The sequence below is a fragment of the Aureimonas jatrophae genome, from assembly GCF_900104035.1.
Taxonomy (GTDB): domain Bacteria; phylum Pseudomonadota; class Alphaproteobacteria; order Rhizobiales; family Rhizobiaceae; genus Aureimonas; species Aureimonas jatrophae.
In genome coordinates this window covers 204,440-220,666 of sequence record NZ_FNIT01000005.1, presented here as the reverse complement: position 1 = coordinate 220,666, position 16,227 = coordinate 204,440, and the positions used below count along the sequence as shown (strand labels likewise).

The 16,227-nt window shown below is 68.8% G+C and carries 16 protein-coding genes; all 16 read left to right on the top strand.

Annotated elements, in window-relative coordinates:
- Positions 1-69: 69 nt before the first annotated feature.
- Positions 70-1,143, top strand: a complete 1,074-nt coding sequence (gene trpS, locus BLQ76_RS12845) for a tryptophan--tRNA ligase (RefSeq protein ID WP_244519605.1) — start codon at positions 70-72, stop codon at positions 1,141-1,143.
- 40 nt (positions 1,144-1,183) lie between these two features.
- The gene (locus BLQ76_RS12840; protein ID WP_090673813.1) at positions 1,184-1,675 is read left to right on the top strand and encodes a universal stress protein; all 492 of its coding nucleotides are present in this window, start codon (positions 1,184-1,186) and stop codon (positions 1,673-1,675) included.
- Positions 1,676-1,819: 144 nt separating this feature from the next.
- Positions 1,820-3,832 (top strand): putative bifunctional diguanylate cyclase/phosphodiesterase, encoded by a 2,013-nt coding sequence (locus BLQ76_RS12835; protein ID WP_090673810.1) that lies wholly within the window; start codon positions 1,820-1,822, stop codon positions 3,830-3,832.
- An 81-nt stretch (positions 3,833-3,913) separates the two neighbouring features.
- On the top strand, positions 3,914-4,495 hold the full coding sequence (locus BLQ76_RS12830; protein WP_090673807.1) for a NifU family protein: 582 nt from the start codon (positions 3,914-3,916) through the stop codon (positions 4,493-4,495).
- A complete protein-coding gene (tsaB, locus tag BLQ76_RS12825; RefSeq protein ID WP_090673805.1) occupies positions 4,492-5,211 on the top strand; it encodes a tRNA (adenosine(37)-N6)-threonylcarbamoyltransferase complex dimerization subunit type 1 TsaB in 720 nt (239 codons plus the stop codon). The genes BLQ76_RS12830 and tsaB overlap by 4 nt, the downstream gene beginning before the upstream one ends.
- Before the next feature lie 78 nt (positions 5,212-5,289).
- Positions 5,290-5,811, top strand: coding sequence for a GNAT family N-acetyltransferase (locus BLQ76_RS12820; RefSeq protein WP_090673803.1), 522 nt, complete (start codon positions 5,290-5,292; stop codon positions 5,809-5,811).
- Positions 5,812-5,830: 19 nt separating this feature from the next.
- Positions 5,831-6,619, top strand: a complete 789-nt coding sequence (olsA, locus tag BLQ76_RS12815) for a lyso-ornithine lipid O-acyltransferase (RefSeq protein ID WP_090673801.1) — start codon at positions 5,831-5,833, stop codon at positions 6,617-6,619.
- A 195-nt stretch (positions 6,620-6,814) separates the two neighbouring features.
- Entirely contained in the window at positions 6,815-8,242 is a 1,428-nt protein-coding gene (gene miaB / locus BLQ76_RS12810) for a tRNA (N6-isopentenyl adenosine(37)-C2)-methylthiotransferase MiaB (RefSeq protein WP_090673799.1), read from the top strand.
- On the top strand, positions 8,239-9,291 hold the full coding sequence (locus BLQ76_RS12805) for a PhoH family protein (RefSeq protein WP_090673796.1): 1,053 nt from the start codon (positions 8,239-8,241) through the stop codon (positions 9,289-9,291). The genes miaB and BLQ76_RS12805 overlap by 4 nt, the downstream gene beginning before the upstream one ends.
- 5 nt (positions 9,292-9,296) lie before the next feature.
- Complete coding sequence (gene ybeY / locus BLQ76_RS12800) at positions 9,297-9,818, top strand: rRNA maturation RNase YbeY (RefSeq protein ID WP_090674129.1); 522 nt, start codon at positions 9,297-9,299, stop codon at positions 9,816-9,818.
- 27 nt (positions 9,819-9,845) lie between these two features.
- Positions 9,846-10,877 carry a transporter associated domain-containing protein gene (locus BLQ76_RS12795; RefSeq protein ID WP_244519603.1) on the top strand — a complete coding sequence of 344 codons (1,032 nt, stop codon included), beginning with the start codon at positions 9,846-9,848 and terminating at the stop codon, positions 10,875-10,877.
- 124 nt (positions 10,878-11,001) lie between these two features.
- On the top strand, positions 11,002-12,579 hold the full coding sequence (gene lnt / locus BLQ76_RS12790) for an apolipoprotein N-acyltransferase (RefSeq protein WP_090674127.1): 1,578 nt from the start codon (positions 11,002-11,004) through the stop codon (positions 12,577-12,579).
- Positions 12,580-12,827: 248 nt separating this feature from the next.
- Entirely contained in the window at positions 12,828-13,253 is a 426-nt protein-coding gene (locus BLQ76_RS12785) for a helix-turn-helix domain-containing protein (RefSeq protein WP_090673791.1), read from the top strand.
- A gap of 157 nt (positions 13,254-13,410) precedes the next feature.
- Positions 13,411-14,619, top strand: a complete 1,209-nt coding sequence (gene metK, locus BLQ76_RS12780; RefSeq protein ID WP_090673789.1) for a methionine adenosyltransferase — start codon at positions 13,411-13,413, stop codon at positions 14,617-14,619.
- The gene (trmB, locus tag BLQ76_RS12775) at positions 14,609-15,322 is read left to right on the top strand and encodes a tRNA (guanine(46)-N(7))-methyltransferase TrmB (RefSeq protein WP_090673787.1); all 714 of its coding nucleotides are present in this window, start codon (positions 14,609-14,611) and stop codon (positions 15,320-15,322) included. Before metK ends, trmB begins: the two co-directional genes overlap by 11 nt.
- Before the next feature lie 195 nt (positions 15,323-15,517).
- Positions 15,518-16,153, top strand: a complete 636-nt coding sequence (gene rimP, locus BLQ76_RS12770) for a ribosome maturation factor RimP (protein WP_090673785.1) — start codon at positions 15,518-15,520, stop codon at positions 16,151-16,153.
- Positions 16,154-16,227 lie beyond the last annotated feature (74 nt).

Sequence of the window (16,227 nt, the reverse complement as noted above, 5' to 3'; positions counted from 1 at the left end):
CGGCGCGCGGGTGCGCGCCATAAGCGCCCGCCGACGCCCGTCCAACCGGCGTCCTTCCGGGAGTTCCTCATGTCCGCCGACGCCTTTCCGCCGCTCGTCTTTTCGGGCGTCCAGCCCACCGGCAACCTGCACCTTGGCAACTATCTCGGCGCGATACGGCGCTGGGTCGCCCTGCAGGAGGCGAACCGCTGCCTGTTCTGTGTGGTGGACCTTCACGCCATCACGGTCTGGCAGGAGCCGGACAGCCTCGAGCGCTCGATCCGAGAGGTCGCGGCGGCCTTCATCGCGAGCGGCATCGACACGACGGCGCACGTCCTCTTCAACCAGAGCCGCGTTCCCGAGCACGCCGAGCTCGCCTGGATCTTCAACTGCGTGGCCCGCCTCGGCTGGATGGAGCGCATGACGCAGTTCAAGGAGAAGGCCGGCCGCGACCGCGAGCGCGCCTCGCTTGGCCTCTTCGCCTATCCCAGCCTCATGGCCGCGGACATTCTGGCCTATCGGGCGACGATGGTGCCCGTCGGCGAGGACCAGAAGCAGCATATCGAGCTGACGCGCGACATCGCGGCGAAGTTCAACCACGACTATTCCTTGCGCGTCGCCGCGCTGGGCCTCGGCCGACCGATCGCGATGGGCGAGGAGGTGGTGCAGGGCTACTTCCCGCTGGCCGAACCGCTGATCGAGGGGCCGGCGACCCGCGTCATGAGTCTCAAGGACGGCGCCAAGAAGATGTCGAAGTCGGACCCCTCCGATCTGTCGCGCATCAACCTCACCGACGACCCCGAGACGATCGCGCGCAAGATCCGCAAGGCCAAGACAGATCCCGACGCGTTGCCCACCGAGATCGACGGTCTGAAGGGGCGGCCCGAGGCCGACAACCTCGTCGGCATCTTCGCCGCGCTCGCCGACCGCTCGAAAGCGGAGGTGCTGGCCGAGTACGGAGGGCGGCCCTTCTCGGAGTTCAAGCCGGCGCTCGCCGACCTGGCCGTCGAGAAGCTCGGGCCGATCGCCGGCGAGATGCGGCGCATCATGGCCGATCCGGCGGAGATCGACCGCACCCTGCGGGACGGGGCCGAGCGCGCGCGCGAGATCGCGAGCGCGACGCTGTCCGACGTGAAGCGGATCGTCGGCCTTCTCAACAACTGAGCGCCTTGCCGCTCCCGCCCGCGCCTGCCAGAGTCCGACGATGGTATCCAAGCGACTCGGAACGGGGCAGGGCGGGCGGCGCAAGTTTCTCGCCGTTATCGACGAGACCCCGGAATGCGCCCGGGCGGCGGCCTACGCGGCCCGACGCGCCAAGGCGAGCGGCGGCGCCGCCGTTCTGCTTTACGTGATCGATCCCGGCGACTTCGCCCAATGGCTCGGCGTCGAGAAGATCATGCGGGCGGAAGCGACCGAGGAGGCCGAAACGCGGCTGGCCCGCGTCACCGACGAAATCCGCGAGGCGGTGGGCCTGGAGCCCGAAACGCTGGTACGTGAGGGGCGGACGGTCGACGAGATCCGGGACCTCATCGAGAACGACCGCGAGATCGCGATCCTCGTTCTGGCGGCGAGCGATTCCTCGCAGGGACCTGGGCCCCTCGTATCGGCGGTCGCGGGCTCGGGATCGGCCTTCCCGATCCCGGTCACGGTGGTGCCCGCGACGCTGACCGACGAGGACATCGAGAGTCTCTGCTGACCGGGTCCTCCAAGTAAAGACGGGGTGCGACAGGATGTAACACGCTGTTGGTGTGTTGCTCACCAAACAATCGTACTGTGCATATTGTGGGCTTGTTGACGTTTGCTCGCCTAGGGTCTCGGCATATCTCCTGCCGGATCTTCCATGCGCATCATCGACTGCCTCGTCGTCGAGCACGATCTGACATTCGTGCTCCTTGCCGCTCTCATGTGCCTGGTCGGCAGCATCGTGACCGCCAGCCTGTTTCGCCGGTCGCTGCAGACGGACGGACTGCGCAGCCATGGTTGGATCTTTCTAACTGCGGTCTGTTCCGGCTCCGCGATCTGGGTGACCCACTTCATCGCGATGCTGGGCTACCAGGTCCCGGTCGCGGTGACCTTCGATCCGGTTCTGACGCTCGGCTCCATCCTGGTCGCGATCGGCGGCACCGGCGCGGGCTTCGCGATGGGGCGCTCGCGGCATCGGCCGCGCACCGGCATCGTGATCGGCGGCGGTCTTCTCGGCCTGTCGATCGTCGCGATGCACTATGTCGGCATGTTCGCCTACCGGGTCGAAGGGCTCGTGACCTGGGACGGCTTCTATATCGGCTTGTCGGTGGTCCTGGCCGTTCTGCCGGCCATCGCCTTCGTCGCGCTGGCCCGACGTTGGCGCGAGGGCCTGTGGGCGCATGCCGCGGCAGGTTGCCTCGTTCTGTCGATCGTCGGTCTTCACTTCACCGCCATGGCGGCCTTCCAGGTGACGCGCATCTCGGGCCTGGCGGACGACGGAACCCATTCCGCCTTTCGGGCGATTGCGCTGGCGGTGCTGCTGGTCGGGCTGATCATCGTCGGGACCGGCGTGTCGTCGTTCCTGATCGACGATCGCACGCGCGCCGATTCAAACGAGAAGCTGCGCCGCATGGCCTTCCACGATCCACTGACCGGTCTGTCGAATCGGCGAGCCCTGCAGGATGGTATCGTCGGAAACTTCAGCGCCGATCTGTCCTTCTCCCTGCTTCTGGTGGATGTCGATCGCTTCAAGTCGGTGAACGACACGTTCGGCCACGCAACCGGCGATGGTCTTCTCGTCTCCATCGCCGAGCGTATCCATGCGACCGTTCCCGATGCGCTGTGCGTCGCGCGCATCGGCGGCGACGAACTCGCGATCCTTCTCGCCGGCGAGGAGGCTCGGGCGGAAGGCGTGGCCAGAGCCCTGGTCGCCGCGATGGCCGAGCCCTTCCTGATCGGCGACCATGTGGTGGCGTCCAGCGTGTCGATCGGCTTGTGCGGGCGCACCGAGGCGTCCGATCCCGAGGGCCTGATGCAGATGGCCGACGTCGCACTCTACGAGGCCAAGCGAGGCGGGCGTGGGCGTGCCTTCAGCTACCGGCCCGGCATGGCCGAGGCGGCCGCCGAAGCCCGGCGTCTGGAAGCGGACCTCCGGCTGGCGTTGGAGACCGGAAACTTCCAGATCGCCTACCAGCCGATCGTGGCCATGGACGAGGGGCGAACCATCGGTTTCGAGGCTCTCGTCCGCTGGAACGACCCCGAGCGCGGTCTCGTGCCGCCCGACCGCTTCATTCCGCTTGCCGAGGCCAACGGGATGATCGTCGACCTCGGCGCCTTCGTCCTGTCCCGCGCCTGCAAGGACGCTGCGGCCTGGGGCACCGATCAGTTCGTGGCGGTCAATGTCTCGGCCGTGCAACTCTCCTCGCCCCGCCTCATGGCGCATGTGGTCGGCGCCTTGGCGGCCTCGGGCCTGCCTGCGCATCGCCTCGAGATCGAGCTGACCGAGACTGCGATCGTCGCCAACGCTGCGCAGGTCGGTCACGTCCTGGCCGGGCTGCGGACGCTGGGCGTGCGTGTCGCGATGGACGATTTTGGAACCGGTTATTCCTCGCTCGCCCACCTGCGCGACCTACCGCTGGATCGCATCAAGATCGATCGCTCCTTCGTGTCCTCGGCGTCCACCGATCCGAACTCGCTGGCCGTGCTGCGTGCCGTCACCCAACTCGGCCGCGACATCGGCATCGAAACGCTGGGCGAGGGGGTGGAAACGCAGGAGCAGCTTGCGCTTCTGCGCGATCTCGGATGCCGCGCCGCGCAGGGCTACCTTCTGGGCCGCCCGGACTTCGAGGTTCGTGATGCGGCCTGGACGCCGGAACGCGGTGCCGCCTGAACGGAGCGTCCAGCTTGCGGCGCGACGCCCCGAGGCTTATCTCGAACGCTTCCGAAGATACGCCGCGAGGCTCGCGCTCCCATGTTCATTCAGACCGAAGCCACCCCGAATCCGCAGACGCTGAAGTTCCTGCCGGGCCGCGTCGTCCTGGAGGACGGCACCGCCGAGTTTCTCGACATCGAGGATGCGTCGCGCTGCTCGCGTCTCGCCGCCAAGCTGATGGCCGTGGACGGGGTCACCGCCGTGTTCTTCGGCTACGACTTCGTGACCGTCACCAAGGACGAGACCGGTTGGCAGCACCTGAAGCCCGCCATCCTCGCCGCGATCATGGAGCACTTCCTTTCCGGCGAGCCGGTGATGATGGCGGGAAGCGCGAGCACGCTCGCCGATGGCGAGTCGGGTGACGAGTTCTTCGACGAGAACGACGAGGCGGTCGTCTCCACGATCAAGGAACTTCTCGACACGCGCGTTCGCCCGGCCGTCGCACAGGACGGGGGCGACATCACCTTTCGCGGCTTCCGCGACGGCGTGGTGTTCCTGAACATGCGCGGCTCCTGTGCCGGCTGCCCGTCCTCGACCGCCACTCTCAAGCACGGCATCGAGAACCTGCTGCGCCACTTCGTGCCTGAGGTCGAGGCCGTCGAGGCGATGGAGGCCGTCTGACCGGCGCCGTTCCCGCAGCCCGTTCGCTCGTTCTGGCGCTCGACACCGGAAGCGAGCGCTGTTCCGTCGCCTTGCTGCACGCCGGAACGGGACGCATCGTCGCGCGCGCCGATCCGGTGATCGGTCGCGGGCATGCCGAACGCCTCATGCCGCTCGTCGAACAGGTGCTCGGCGAGGCTGGCGTCGGCTGGGAGGCGGTCGGCCGGGTCGGTGTCGGGATCGGCCCGGGCTCGTTCACGGGCATCCGCGTCGCGCTCGCCGCCGCGCACGGGCTCAGCCTTTCGCTGGAGTGTCCCCTCGTGGGCGTCTCCAGCCTGGAAGCGTTGGCCGAGCCCCATGGAACGGGCGAGACGCCGGTGCTGGCCGTCCAGGACGCCAAGCGCGGCGAGGTCTACGCCGCACTCTTTGCGCCGGGTGGAGCGATACTGGAAGGGCCGGCGGCACTGGCGCCGGCCGCGCTCGTGGATTTCGTGGACCCCGTCTCGCCATCGCGTTTGCTGCTGGTGGGTTCGGGGGCATCGATCGCCGCGGGCGTTCTGGGCGGACACGACGTGCGAATCGTATCCGAGGACGGCGCACCCGATATCGCCGCCGTCGCGCGCCTGGCCGCTGCCGCAACGCCGGGCGGCGAAGTGCGGGCTCTCTACCTGCGCGGAGCGGATGCGCGGCCTTCCAGCGCGCCCTCGCTGGTGGCCAGCGTCGAAACCTCGCCTTAAGCTGCCCCGCGCACACTTACGTGCGGGAGGATGCGGCGCGCCGGAGGTCCGGCCGGGTCGCTCCGTTGGGGGAACGGGATGTACTGGTACTGGCCGCTCAGCTGGACGCTGTCGTTTTGGGAGGGCGTGTTGGGCGCGGAATGGACCGTTGCCCCGCTGGGCCCCGCCGACCTCGACGCCGCCGCCTCGCTGCATGCGGCCGCCTTCCGGCAGAGCTGGTCGGGCGACGAGTTCGCCTCGCTCCTGCTGCAGCCCGGAACCTTCGGCTTCACGGTCCGGCGCAACGGCACGGGTCGCCCTCAGGGTATCGTCCTCGCGCGACAGGCCGCCGACGAGGCCGAGATCCTGACCATCGCCGTGGACCCGGCGGCGCGGGGGCGCGGGCTCGGACGCCTCCTCATGGACAACGTCCTGCAGCATCTGCACGCCGAGCGCGTCGGCGCCCTCTTCCTGGAGGTCGAGGAGACCAATGCGGCGGCGCTCGCCCTGTATCGTCGCCTGCGCTTCGAGGAGGTGGGCCGCCGACCGGCCTACTATGCCGGGCCCGATGGAACGCGCACCAGCGCGCTCGTCCTGAAGCGCGGTCTTGGCCGCCTCTGAGCGGCGGGCGCCTGGACGGATGGCCACGGGGCGCCTGGCCCTGACGGTGCTCGGCCTCGTGCTCCTGACGCTGGCGCTGACGCCGCTGCAGCTCGTGGCGATTCAGCTGCGCTGGCCGCTTGCCCGGCGCCTCCCCCATCTCTGGCACCTCGTCGCCGCGCGCATCAGCGGCATCCGCGTGCGCGTGCGCGGCGAGCCCGCCCGGGGGCGCCCGCTGCTTCTGGTCAGCAACCATCAGTCCTGGGCCGACATCGTCGCGCTCGGCGCCGCCATGCCGCTCTCCTTTATCGCCAAGGAGGAGGTGCGCGGCTGGCCCGCCTTCGGCTGGCTCGCGCGCCTCCAGCGCACCGTGTTCGTGGCCCGCGAGCGGCGCGGCGAAACCGGACGGCAGACCGACACGATCGGCGAGCGACTGGCGTCGGGCGACGTCATGGTGCTGTTTGCGGAAGGCACGACCTCGGATGGCAACGGCGTCCTGCCGTTCCGAACGGCCCTGTTCGGTGCCGCGCAGGCCTCACTGCGCGCGAGCAGCCGCGCGGAGGTTACGGTCCAGCCGGTCGCGGTGGCCTGGACGCGCGTCCATGGCATGCCGATGGGGCTGTTCCACCGTCCGCTCGCCGCCTGGCCGGGCGACGTGCCGCTGGTTCCACACCTGCCGGACTTCATGCGCGAGGCGGCCTTCGACGCCGAGGTCGTGTTCGGCGAGCCGTTCAGCTTCACGGCCGGCACCGACCGCAAGGCGCTGGCGCGCGCCAGCGAGCGGCGCGTGCGCGAGCTTCTCACCGCGGCGCTGCGCGATCCGTTGTGAGCGATGCGGGTCCGGGCGGCAAAAAGCCCGCTTGCGCCTCGGCGCGCTCGGATCGATATAAGAGACTGCGAAGGGACCTTCCGCGCGCCCCGGCTTCGTGCCGGAGGGAAGGTGCCGGGCGCGGATTGCGGGCGCCGCCTCGATGTTTGCCCGCCATGACGGAGCCGGCCCTTTCGTCGTCTCCGCGAAGGACGCATGAGCCAAGGTTCCGATCCGCAGACCCGTCCCGCCCGCAAGGTCTTCATCAAGACCTATGGCTGCCAGATGAACGTCTACGACTCCCAGCGCATGGGTGATGCGCTGGGCGCCGAAGGCTACGAGGCGACCGAGCGCGTCGAGGAGGCGGACCTCGTCCTCCTGAACACCTGTCATATCCGCGAGAAGGCCGCCGAGAAAATCTACAGCGAGCTGGGGCGTATCCGCGTCCTGAAGACCGAGCGCGAGGCAGCCGGTCTCGGTTCCCTGCGCGTCGGGATCACGGGTTGCGTCGCGCAGGCGGAAGGCGCGGAGATCATCGCCCGCGCGCCCGTGGTCGATCTCGTGATCGGTCCGCAGACCTATCATCGCCTGCCCGATGCCCTGCGGCGCGTCGACGGCGGCGAGCGCGTGGTCGATACCGACTACGCCGTGGACAGCAAGTTCGACCATCTGCCCAAATCCACGGACCGCCAGATCCGCTCGCGCGGCGTTTCGGCGTTTTTGACCGTGCAGGAAGGCTGCGACAAGTTCTGCACCTTCTGCGTCGTGCCCTATACGCGCGGCGCCGAGGTTTCGCGCGCCCGTGCCGCCATCCTGAAGGAAGCGCGCGAACTCGCCGAGGCCGGGGTGCGCGAGGTGACGCTGCTGGGCCAGAACGTCAACGCCTGGGGTCCGGACGAGGGCGGGCTCGCCTCGCTGCTTCATGACCTGGCCGCGATCCCGGGACTGGCGCGCCTGCGCTACACGACCTCGCACCCGCTCGACATGGACGAGGCGCTGATCCGCACCCATGGCGAGCTGCGCCAGCTCATGCCCTACCTGCACCTGCCCGTGCAGTCGGGCTCCGATCGCATCCTGAAGGCGATGAACCGGCGCCATACGGCGGCGGACTATCTGGCCATCCTGGACCGCATCCGTGCCGTTCGCCCCGATATCGCCCTGTCCGGCGACTTCATCGTGGGCTTTCCCGGCGAGAGCGACGAGGACTTCGAGGCGACGCTCCGGCTCGTGCGCGAGGTAAGTTACGCCGCGGCCTACACGTTCAAGTACTCGCCGCGGCCCGGCACCCCCGGCGCCACGATGGACGGCCACGTCCCGGAAGACGTGAAGACCGAACGCCTCGACCGGCTCCAGGCTCTCATCCGCGAGCAGCAGGTCGCCTTCCAGGAAAGCTTCGTGGGCCGTCGGTGCGAGGTCCTGATCGAGAAGGTGGGGCGCCATCCCGGTCAGATGATCGGTCGCTCGCCCTTCCTGCTCCCGGTCGTCGTGCCGGCCTCGGCGGGCGCCGTCGGCGACATCGTCGAGGTTTCGATCTCCGAGACCCGTCCCAACTCCCTCATGGCCGCGGGCGCCGAGCCACCCGCCATGCCGGCGACCGTCTCCATGGCGGCGTCCTCCCCACCGCTCGCAAGGAAGATCGCATGAAGGCAGTGCGCGGCATGCCAGGCCAGGGCGCGTCCGACATGGCCCACGTCGTGCTCACCTTCGACGACAACCGTCTGGCGGGTGCCCTGTTCGGCCAGTTCGACGAGCATCTCGCCCTGATCGAACAGAAGCTGCACGTCGATGCGCGGGCGCGCGGCAACAAGGTCGAGTTGCGCGGTGACCCGACGAACTGCGACCAGGCCCGCCGGGCGCTCGACACGCTTTACGCCCGCCTCCAGTCCGGCCATGAGATCGCCCGTTCCGACGTGGAAGGGGCGGTGCGCATGGCAGCCACTCCGGAGGACCAGCTGACGCTTCCCACCATGGAGCGGAAGGGGCGCATGTCGCTTGCGCAGATTTCGACCCGCAAGCGCACGATCCATGCCCGCACGCCGACCCAGGACGCCTACATGCGCGCCATGGAGCGCGCCGAGCTCGTCTTCGGCGTCGGCCCGGCCGGCACCGGCAAGACCTATCTCGCGGTTGCCTACGCAGCGCAGCTTCTGGAACGCGGGCAGGTCGAGCGCATCATCCTGTCGCGTCCCGCCGTCGAGGCCGGCGAGCGGCTTGGCTTCCTGCCGGGCGACATGAAGGAGAAGGTCGATCCCTACCTTCGCCCGCTCTACGACGCGCTCTACGACATGATGCCGGCCGAGAAGGTCGAGCGCGCCATCGCTGCCCAGGCGATCGAGATCGCGCCGCTGGCCTTCATGCGCGGGCGCACCCTCACCAACGCGGCGGTGATCCTGGACGAGGCCCAGAACACCACCACCATGCAGATGAAGATGTTCCTGACGCGCCTCGGCGAGAACGCGCGCATGGTGGTGACGGGCGACCCGTCCCAGATCGATCTGCCGGCCGGGCAGAAGTCGGGCCTGGTCGAGGCGCTGCGCGTCCTGGAGGGCGTCGAGAACATCGTGTCGGTGCGCTTTGCCGCCGCGGACGTCGTGCGCCACCACCTCGTGCAGGCGATCGTCGAGGCCTACGAGGCGGATGCGTCGGACCAGCGCGTGTCGGCGCCGCTCGGTCGAAATCCGCGCTCGGCTTGATGGGCATGGCGCTTTCTGCCGGCGCCCCGCCGGGGGGCGTCGAGATCGTGCTCGACGGGGCGGACGATGCGGCGTGGCAAACGCTCCTTCTGCCCGCCGACCCGGAGGCCTGCGTGCGCGAGGCGATCCTCGCCGCGCTGGCCGGAGCAGGGCTCGGTGCGGCCGAGACCGAGGTTTCGGTGACGCTTGCCGACGACGCAACCGTGCGGGAGCTGAACCGGGAATGGCGCGGCAAGGACAAGCCGACCAACATTCTGAGCTTTCCCATGGTGCAGCTGGCGCCAGGCGAGCGTCCGGGCCCGCTCCTCGGCGACCTCGTGCTGGCGCGCGAGACGTTGGAGCGAGAGGCCGCGAGCGAGCGCAAGAGTGCGCTCGACCACTTTCGTCATCTTCTCGTTCACGGCACTCTGCATCTTACGGGCTTCGACCACGAGACCGACGAGGAAGCGGAGCGCATGGAAGCTCTCGAGATCGAGATACTTCGAGGGCTGGGGATCGCCGATCCCTACGCCGAAGCCGATGACTAACGGATCGACCGACGGACAATGAGCGTCATGACCATCAACGACGGACACGAGGGGGGAGCCGGCACCGACCGCTCGCCCCCGGAAACGGAAGGGCGAAGTCGTCGCGCGCGAACGAGCGCGCCCGAGCCCGGGTTCTTTGATTCCCTGGTCGCCTTCCTGCGGCCACGTGTGCCACCCTCGCTGCGCGAGGAGTTCGTGGAGGCCCTTCGCGAGGGCGAGGCCGGCGAAACCGGGTTCACGGCCGGCGAGCGCCTCATGCTCACCAACATCCTGGAACTCCACGACGTTCGGGTCGAGGACCTCATGGTGCCGCGCACCGAGATCCAGGGCATCCCCGTCAGTGCCACGCTCGCCGAGACCATGGCCCGCTTCGAGGAAACCGGCCACTCCCGCATGCCGGTCTACGGCGAGGGCGGGCTCGACGATCCGCTCGGCATGATCCACATCCGCGACATGGTCGGTCACATCACGCGGGCCGCGCTCTGCTTCCATCGCGAGGGCGCGGAGCAGGATGCGCCGGTGCGCTCGGGCTTCGACCTGTCGCGCGTCGATCTCGAGCCGACGCTCGAAGCGCTCGGCCTGATGCGTCAGATCCTGTTCGTGCCCCCCTCGATGCACGCCGCCGAGCTCATGGCGCGCATGCAGGCAAGCCGCACGCAGATGGCGCTCGTGATCGACGAGTACGGCGGAACCGATGGGCTGGTCTCGCTGGAGGACATCCTCGAGATGGTCGTGGGAGACATCGAGGACGAGCACGACGACGAGGAGATTCTCGTCACCGACGCAGGCGACGACGTCTACTACGCCGATGCGCGAGCCGACCTCGACGAGGTGCGCGAGGTTCTGGGCGACGACTTCGACCCCAGCGCCCACGAGGCCGACGCCGACACGATCGGCGGTCTCGTCGTCAACGCGCTGGGCCGCGTGCCGGCGGAGGGGGAGGTGGCCGAGGCGGTGCCCGGCTTCCAGATCGAGGTGCTGGAGGCGGACCGGCGTCGCGTGAAGCGCGTACGCCTCGTGCGCGTGCGCGAAGCGCCGGCCATCCACGCCGCCGACTGAACGGCGCCGCCGGGTCGGGGCAAGCTGCGCGCGCTATCGCGCTGGAACGGCCGCACGCGGAACGGCGGCCGGCAAGCGACCACGGGGATCGGAGAACGCGTTGGAACGGCTGGCCGGACGGATCATGCTCCTGTCGGGATGGCGCCGGGCCTTGCTCGCGATGCTGGCGGGCGCGGTCGCGACCCTGGCTCTGGCGCCCTTCAACATCCCCGCTGTCGGCTTTCTGAGCTTTCCGGTCCTGGTCTGGCTGATCGACGGCGCGAGCGGCGAACCGGGTCGGTCCGCGCTCCGCCGCGCGTTTCCGGCCTTTCGCATCGGCTGGTGCTTCGGCTTCGGCTATTTCGTCGGCGGTCTCTGGTGGCTCGGTTCGGCGCTGTTGGTCGACGGGCCGGAGTTCGCCTGGGCGCTGCCGCTCGCAGTGGTGGGCCTTCCAGCGGTGCTCGCGATCTATCACGGCCTCGGCTGCCTTTTGGCGCGTCTTGCCTGGAGCGGCGGACCCTGGCGTCTCCTGGCGCTCGCGGCCGGCCTGTCGGCGGCGGAAGTCGCGCGCGGCACTCTCTTCACCGGCTTTCCCTGGAATGAAATCGGCGTCATGGCGGTGCCGGTGCCGCTCCTGATGCAGGTCTTGGCCCTGGTGGGGCTCCACGCGATGACGCTTCTGGCGATCTTCGTGTTCTCTCTCCCCGCCCTTGTGGTCGGCAGGCGGCGTGGGCGCGGGACGGTCGTGGTGCTGGGCCTCGTGCTGGTCGCCGCGCAGGTCGGCTATGGTGCGTGGCGACTGGCCGCGCCACCATTGCCGCCGGTGGACGGCGTCGCGCTGCGCATCGTGCAGCCCAATGTCCTGCAGGGGCAGAAGTGGGACCCGGCCGAGGCCGAGCGCATCTTCTCGCGTCTTCTCGAACTCACGGATGCGGCGGCACCGGCGGATGCGCCCGCCGCGCCGCGCCGTCTCGTGATCTGGCCCGAATCCGCCTTTCCCTTCATTCTGACGGACCGACCCGATGCCGTGGGCGCGCTCGCGCAGACGCTGCGTCCGGGCGACACGCTGCTGGCCGGCGCGACGCGGGTCGAGGAAGCGGAGGGCGAGCTGCCGCGCTTCTACAACGCGATCTATGCGATCGGTGAGGACGGCGTGGTGGAGGATGCCGCCGACAAGATCCACCTCGTGCCGTTCGGCGAGTACCTTCCGTATCAGGCGTTGCTGGAGAGCTGGGGTTTCTCGCAGGTCGCCAAGCTGCCGGGCGGCTTCTCCGCAGGGGCGCGGCGGCGCGTGATCGACGTCGACGGCTCGCCGGGCTTCCTGCCGGTGATCTGCTACGAGGCGATCTTTCAGGACGAACTCGTTCCCTTGCCCGACGGCGAGCGGCCGGGCTTCATCCTGAACGTCACGAACGACGCGTGGTACGGCCGTACGCCCGGTCCCTATCAGCACCAGCGCCAAGCCATGCTGACGGCGGTCGCGCTCGGCCTACCGCTCGTGCGCGCGGCCAATACCGGCATCTCGGTCGTCACTGATGCGCAGGGTCGCCCGCAGGCCGGGCTCGCTTTGGGCGAAGGCGGCACCGTGGATGCCGCACTGCCCGGGGCCGGCGACGAGACGCCGTTCGCACGCTTCGGCAACGTCCCCTTCGCGGTCCTTTGGGGCGTTGCGGCGCTGGCATCGCTCGCGGCCGCCCGGCGACGGTCGCGCGACACGGCGTGACGGGGCCGCCGCAGCGGGGCTCTTCGACCGTAGGCGGACGACCGCCGCGGTGTTTCGGCCTGCGAACGCTGTTCCTTCCAGTGCCCTGGCTGAACCCAAGCGAGGTTGACGGTTGACGCGTCCCCTGCGCTTGCCTACCCAACTTGTCTATAAAATGTACGCTATACGACATCCCGAAGGGCATGATTCGTCGGGTTTGGTCTGCGATGCGGGTGGCTTCAACCTGCGAGGGGGCAGCGAAGGGGTCGATGGTCGTCAACAAGAAGAAGCCCAACCCGATCGATATCCATGTCGGTGCCAGGGTGCGCCTGCGCCGGACCATGATGGGCATGAGCCAGGAGAAGCTGGGCGAGCACCTCGGCATCACGTTCCAGCAGATCCAGAAGTACGAGAAGGGCACCAATCGGATCGGGGCGAGCCGGCTTCAGAAGATCGCGGAGGTCCTGAACACGCCGGTCTCCTACTTTTTCGAAGGCGCTCCGGGCGACGACGAGAAGGCGGACGGCCTGCGCGAGCCGAGCGCGGACTACATCGTGGACATGCTGTCCACCGGCGAGAGCATGCAGATCACGCGTGCCTTCTCGCGGATCCGCAATCCCAAGATTCGGCGGCGCCTTCTTGATCTCGTGCGGTCGTTGGCCGATGCCGACCACGACGACGAAACGACGGCGTGAGCGTGAAGCGGCGCCTTGAATTTTTTCTTGCGCAGGGCCCGAACCTCTCCTAACCCCATGTACCGCAGGTTTCGAGACGTCTCCTTGGAGCGCATCCGCGCTCAGGGCGTGCCCGCGCCGTCACTTCGTCCGGCCTCCAGGGGACCCTACCACCACAATGTCACGCAGCGACTACCTCTTCACCTCCGAGAGCGTTTCCGAGGGACATCCCGACAAGGTCTGCGATCGCATCTCCGACGAGATCGTGGATCTGCTCTACAAGGAAGCCAAGAAAAGCGGCATGGACGCGTCGCGCGTGCGCGTCGCCTGCGAGACGCTGGCGACCACCAACCGCATCGTGATCGCGGGCGAGATCCGCTGCTCGATCGATCCCGCCAAGATGAAGTCCAAGGTCAAGTCCGCCGCGCGGCGCGCCGTGCGGGCGATCGGCTACGAGCAGGACGGCTTCCACTGGCGCACGGCCAAGATCGACGTCCTGCTGCACGATCAGTCCGCCGACATCGCGCAGGGTGTCGATTCCAGTGGCAACAAGGACGAGGGTGCCGGCGATCAGGGCATCATGTTTGGCTATGCCTGCCGCGAGACGCCCGAGCTCATGCCGGCCCCGATCTTCTACGCGCACAAGATCCTGGAGCGGCTATCGGCGGCCCGCCGCAACGGCGAGGGCGAGGCCGGAAAACTCGGACCCGACGCCAAGAGCCAGGTCACCGTCCGCTATCGCGACGGAAAGCCGGCCGAGATCGCGTCGATCGTCCTCTCGACCCAGCATTTCGACGAGTCGCTGTCGTCGGCCGATGTGCGCCGCATCGTCGAGCCCTTCGTGCACGAGGCGGTCGGCGATCTTCCGATCGCGGCCGACTGCGTATGGCACGTCAATCCGACCGGCAAGTTCGTGATCGGCGGCCCGGACGGCGACGCCGGGCTGACGGGCCGCAAGATCATCGTCGACACCTATGGCGGCGCGGCGCCTCACGGCGGCGGCGCGTTCTCGGGCAAGGATCCGACCAAGGTCGACCGCTCGGCCGCGTATGCCGCGCGCTACCTCGCCAAGAACGTCGTGGCCGCCAAGCTGGCGGACCGCTGCACGATCCAGCTGTCCTACGCGATCGGCGTTGCCGAACCCTTGTCGGTCTATGTCGACCTTCACGGCACGGGTACGGTCGAGGAGGCGAAGCTGGAGCGGGCGCTGCGCGAGGTCGTGAACCTCACGCCGCGCGGCATTCGCGAGCACCTGCAACTGACGCGCCCGATCTACGCGCGCACGTCGGCCTACGGTCACTTCGGCCGCAAGCCCGGCCGCGACGGTTCGTTCTCCTGGGAGCGCACCGATCTGGGCGCCAAGCTGAAGGCCGCCCTTGGCGCCTGAACGCACGCAGCATCCCGAGCGCAAGCGGACCCGCGAGAATTTCTTCGGTCGCTCGCGCGGCAAGACGCTGCGCCCGCTCCAGGCGGATCTCCTGCTGGAGCGCATGCCTGCGTTGGGACTCGACCTCGCCGCACCGCCGCCCGCCGACCTGCGCTCGCTGTTTGCGGCGCCGGTCGAGCGGGTGCGCCTTGAGATCGGATTTGGCGGCGGCGAGCATCTGCATCTCGAGGCGGGCCGACATCCGGACACCGGGTTCATCGGCGTCGAGCCGTTCCGCAACTCGATGGCCAAGATGCTGGTCGCCCTGGAAGGGGAGCCTCGCAAGAACCTCCGCCTCTTCGACGACGATGCGACGCTTCTTCTCGACTGGTTGCCCGAAGCCTGCCTGGATGGGGTGGATCTCTTCTATCCCGACCCCTGGCCGAAGCGGAAGCACTGGAAGCGGCGCTTCGTGAACGGCCGGACGCTGGCGCGGCTTGCGCGCGTCATGAAGCCGGGCGCAGCGTTCCGCTTCGCCTCCGACATCGAGACCTATGTCGACTGGACGCTGATTCACCTGCGCGACCACCCGGACTTTCGCTGGGAGGCGACCGGCAAGGCCGACTGGTTGACGCCCTACGACGGTTGGCCGGGGACGCGCTACGAGCAGAAGGCGCACCGCGAAGGTCGCAAGGGCGCCTACCTCACCTTTCGCCGCCTTTGACGAACGGCGGCCCGCCTTGCCAAGCGGGCCGTGCGGGCGTATATCCCGCACAACTTCTTTGCGATGTGATCGTGAGAGTGGGTCCTGCCGGTCCCGCTCTTTTTCTTTAAGGGGCCTTCCGTTTCGAGCCCCGCGGTCGCATCGGCCCGAGCCCGCGCCGCCAAGTGCCGGGTTCCCATCCTGCCGGGAGACGCCGTGACCGAAACCGCCGCCGTAGCCGTTCAAGCCCAGACCGAGCCCGAAAAGCGTCTGATCGTCGAGCAGGGGCTCGAGGCCCGCGTTGCCGCCGTCGTCGAACCGGTGATCGAGCAACTCGGCTACCGGCTCGTGCGGGTGCGTGTTTCGGCGATGAACGGCACCACGTTGCAGATCATGGCGGAACGGCCCGACGGTACGATGACCGTCGAGGATTGCGAGACCATCTCGCGCGGGCTGTCGCCGGTGCTGGACGTCGACGATCCGATGGATCGCGCCTACCACCTCGAGATATCGTCACCCGGCATCGACCGCCCGCTCGTGCGGCGCGGCGACTTCCAGAGCTGGGCCGGCCACCTCCTGAAACTGGAGACCAACCGGCTCCTGTCGGGTCGCAAGCGCTTCCGTGGCCGTGTCACCGCGGTCGAGGGCGATACGATTCATTTGGCGCGCGACGGCGTTGCAGGCGACGAGGAGGCCGTGGCCGAGATCCCGCTCGACGCCGTCGCCGAGGCGCGGCTGATCCTGACCGACGAGCTGATCCAGGCATCTCTGAAGGCCGACAAGCTGGCGCGCCGCGCACGCGGCCAGGTGGTCGAGGACGATGCGGGCGAGGACGCCGACGCGTCGCACTGAGCGAACTGGGCGGACCGCCTGGTCCGCCCCTACCGACGCGGCCCCTGGGGCGCACCCATCTGAACGAGCCGACC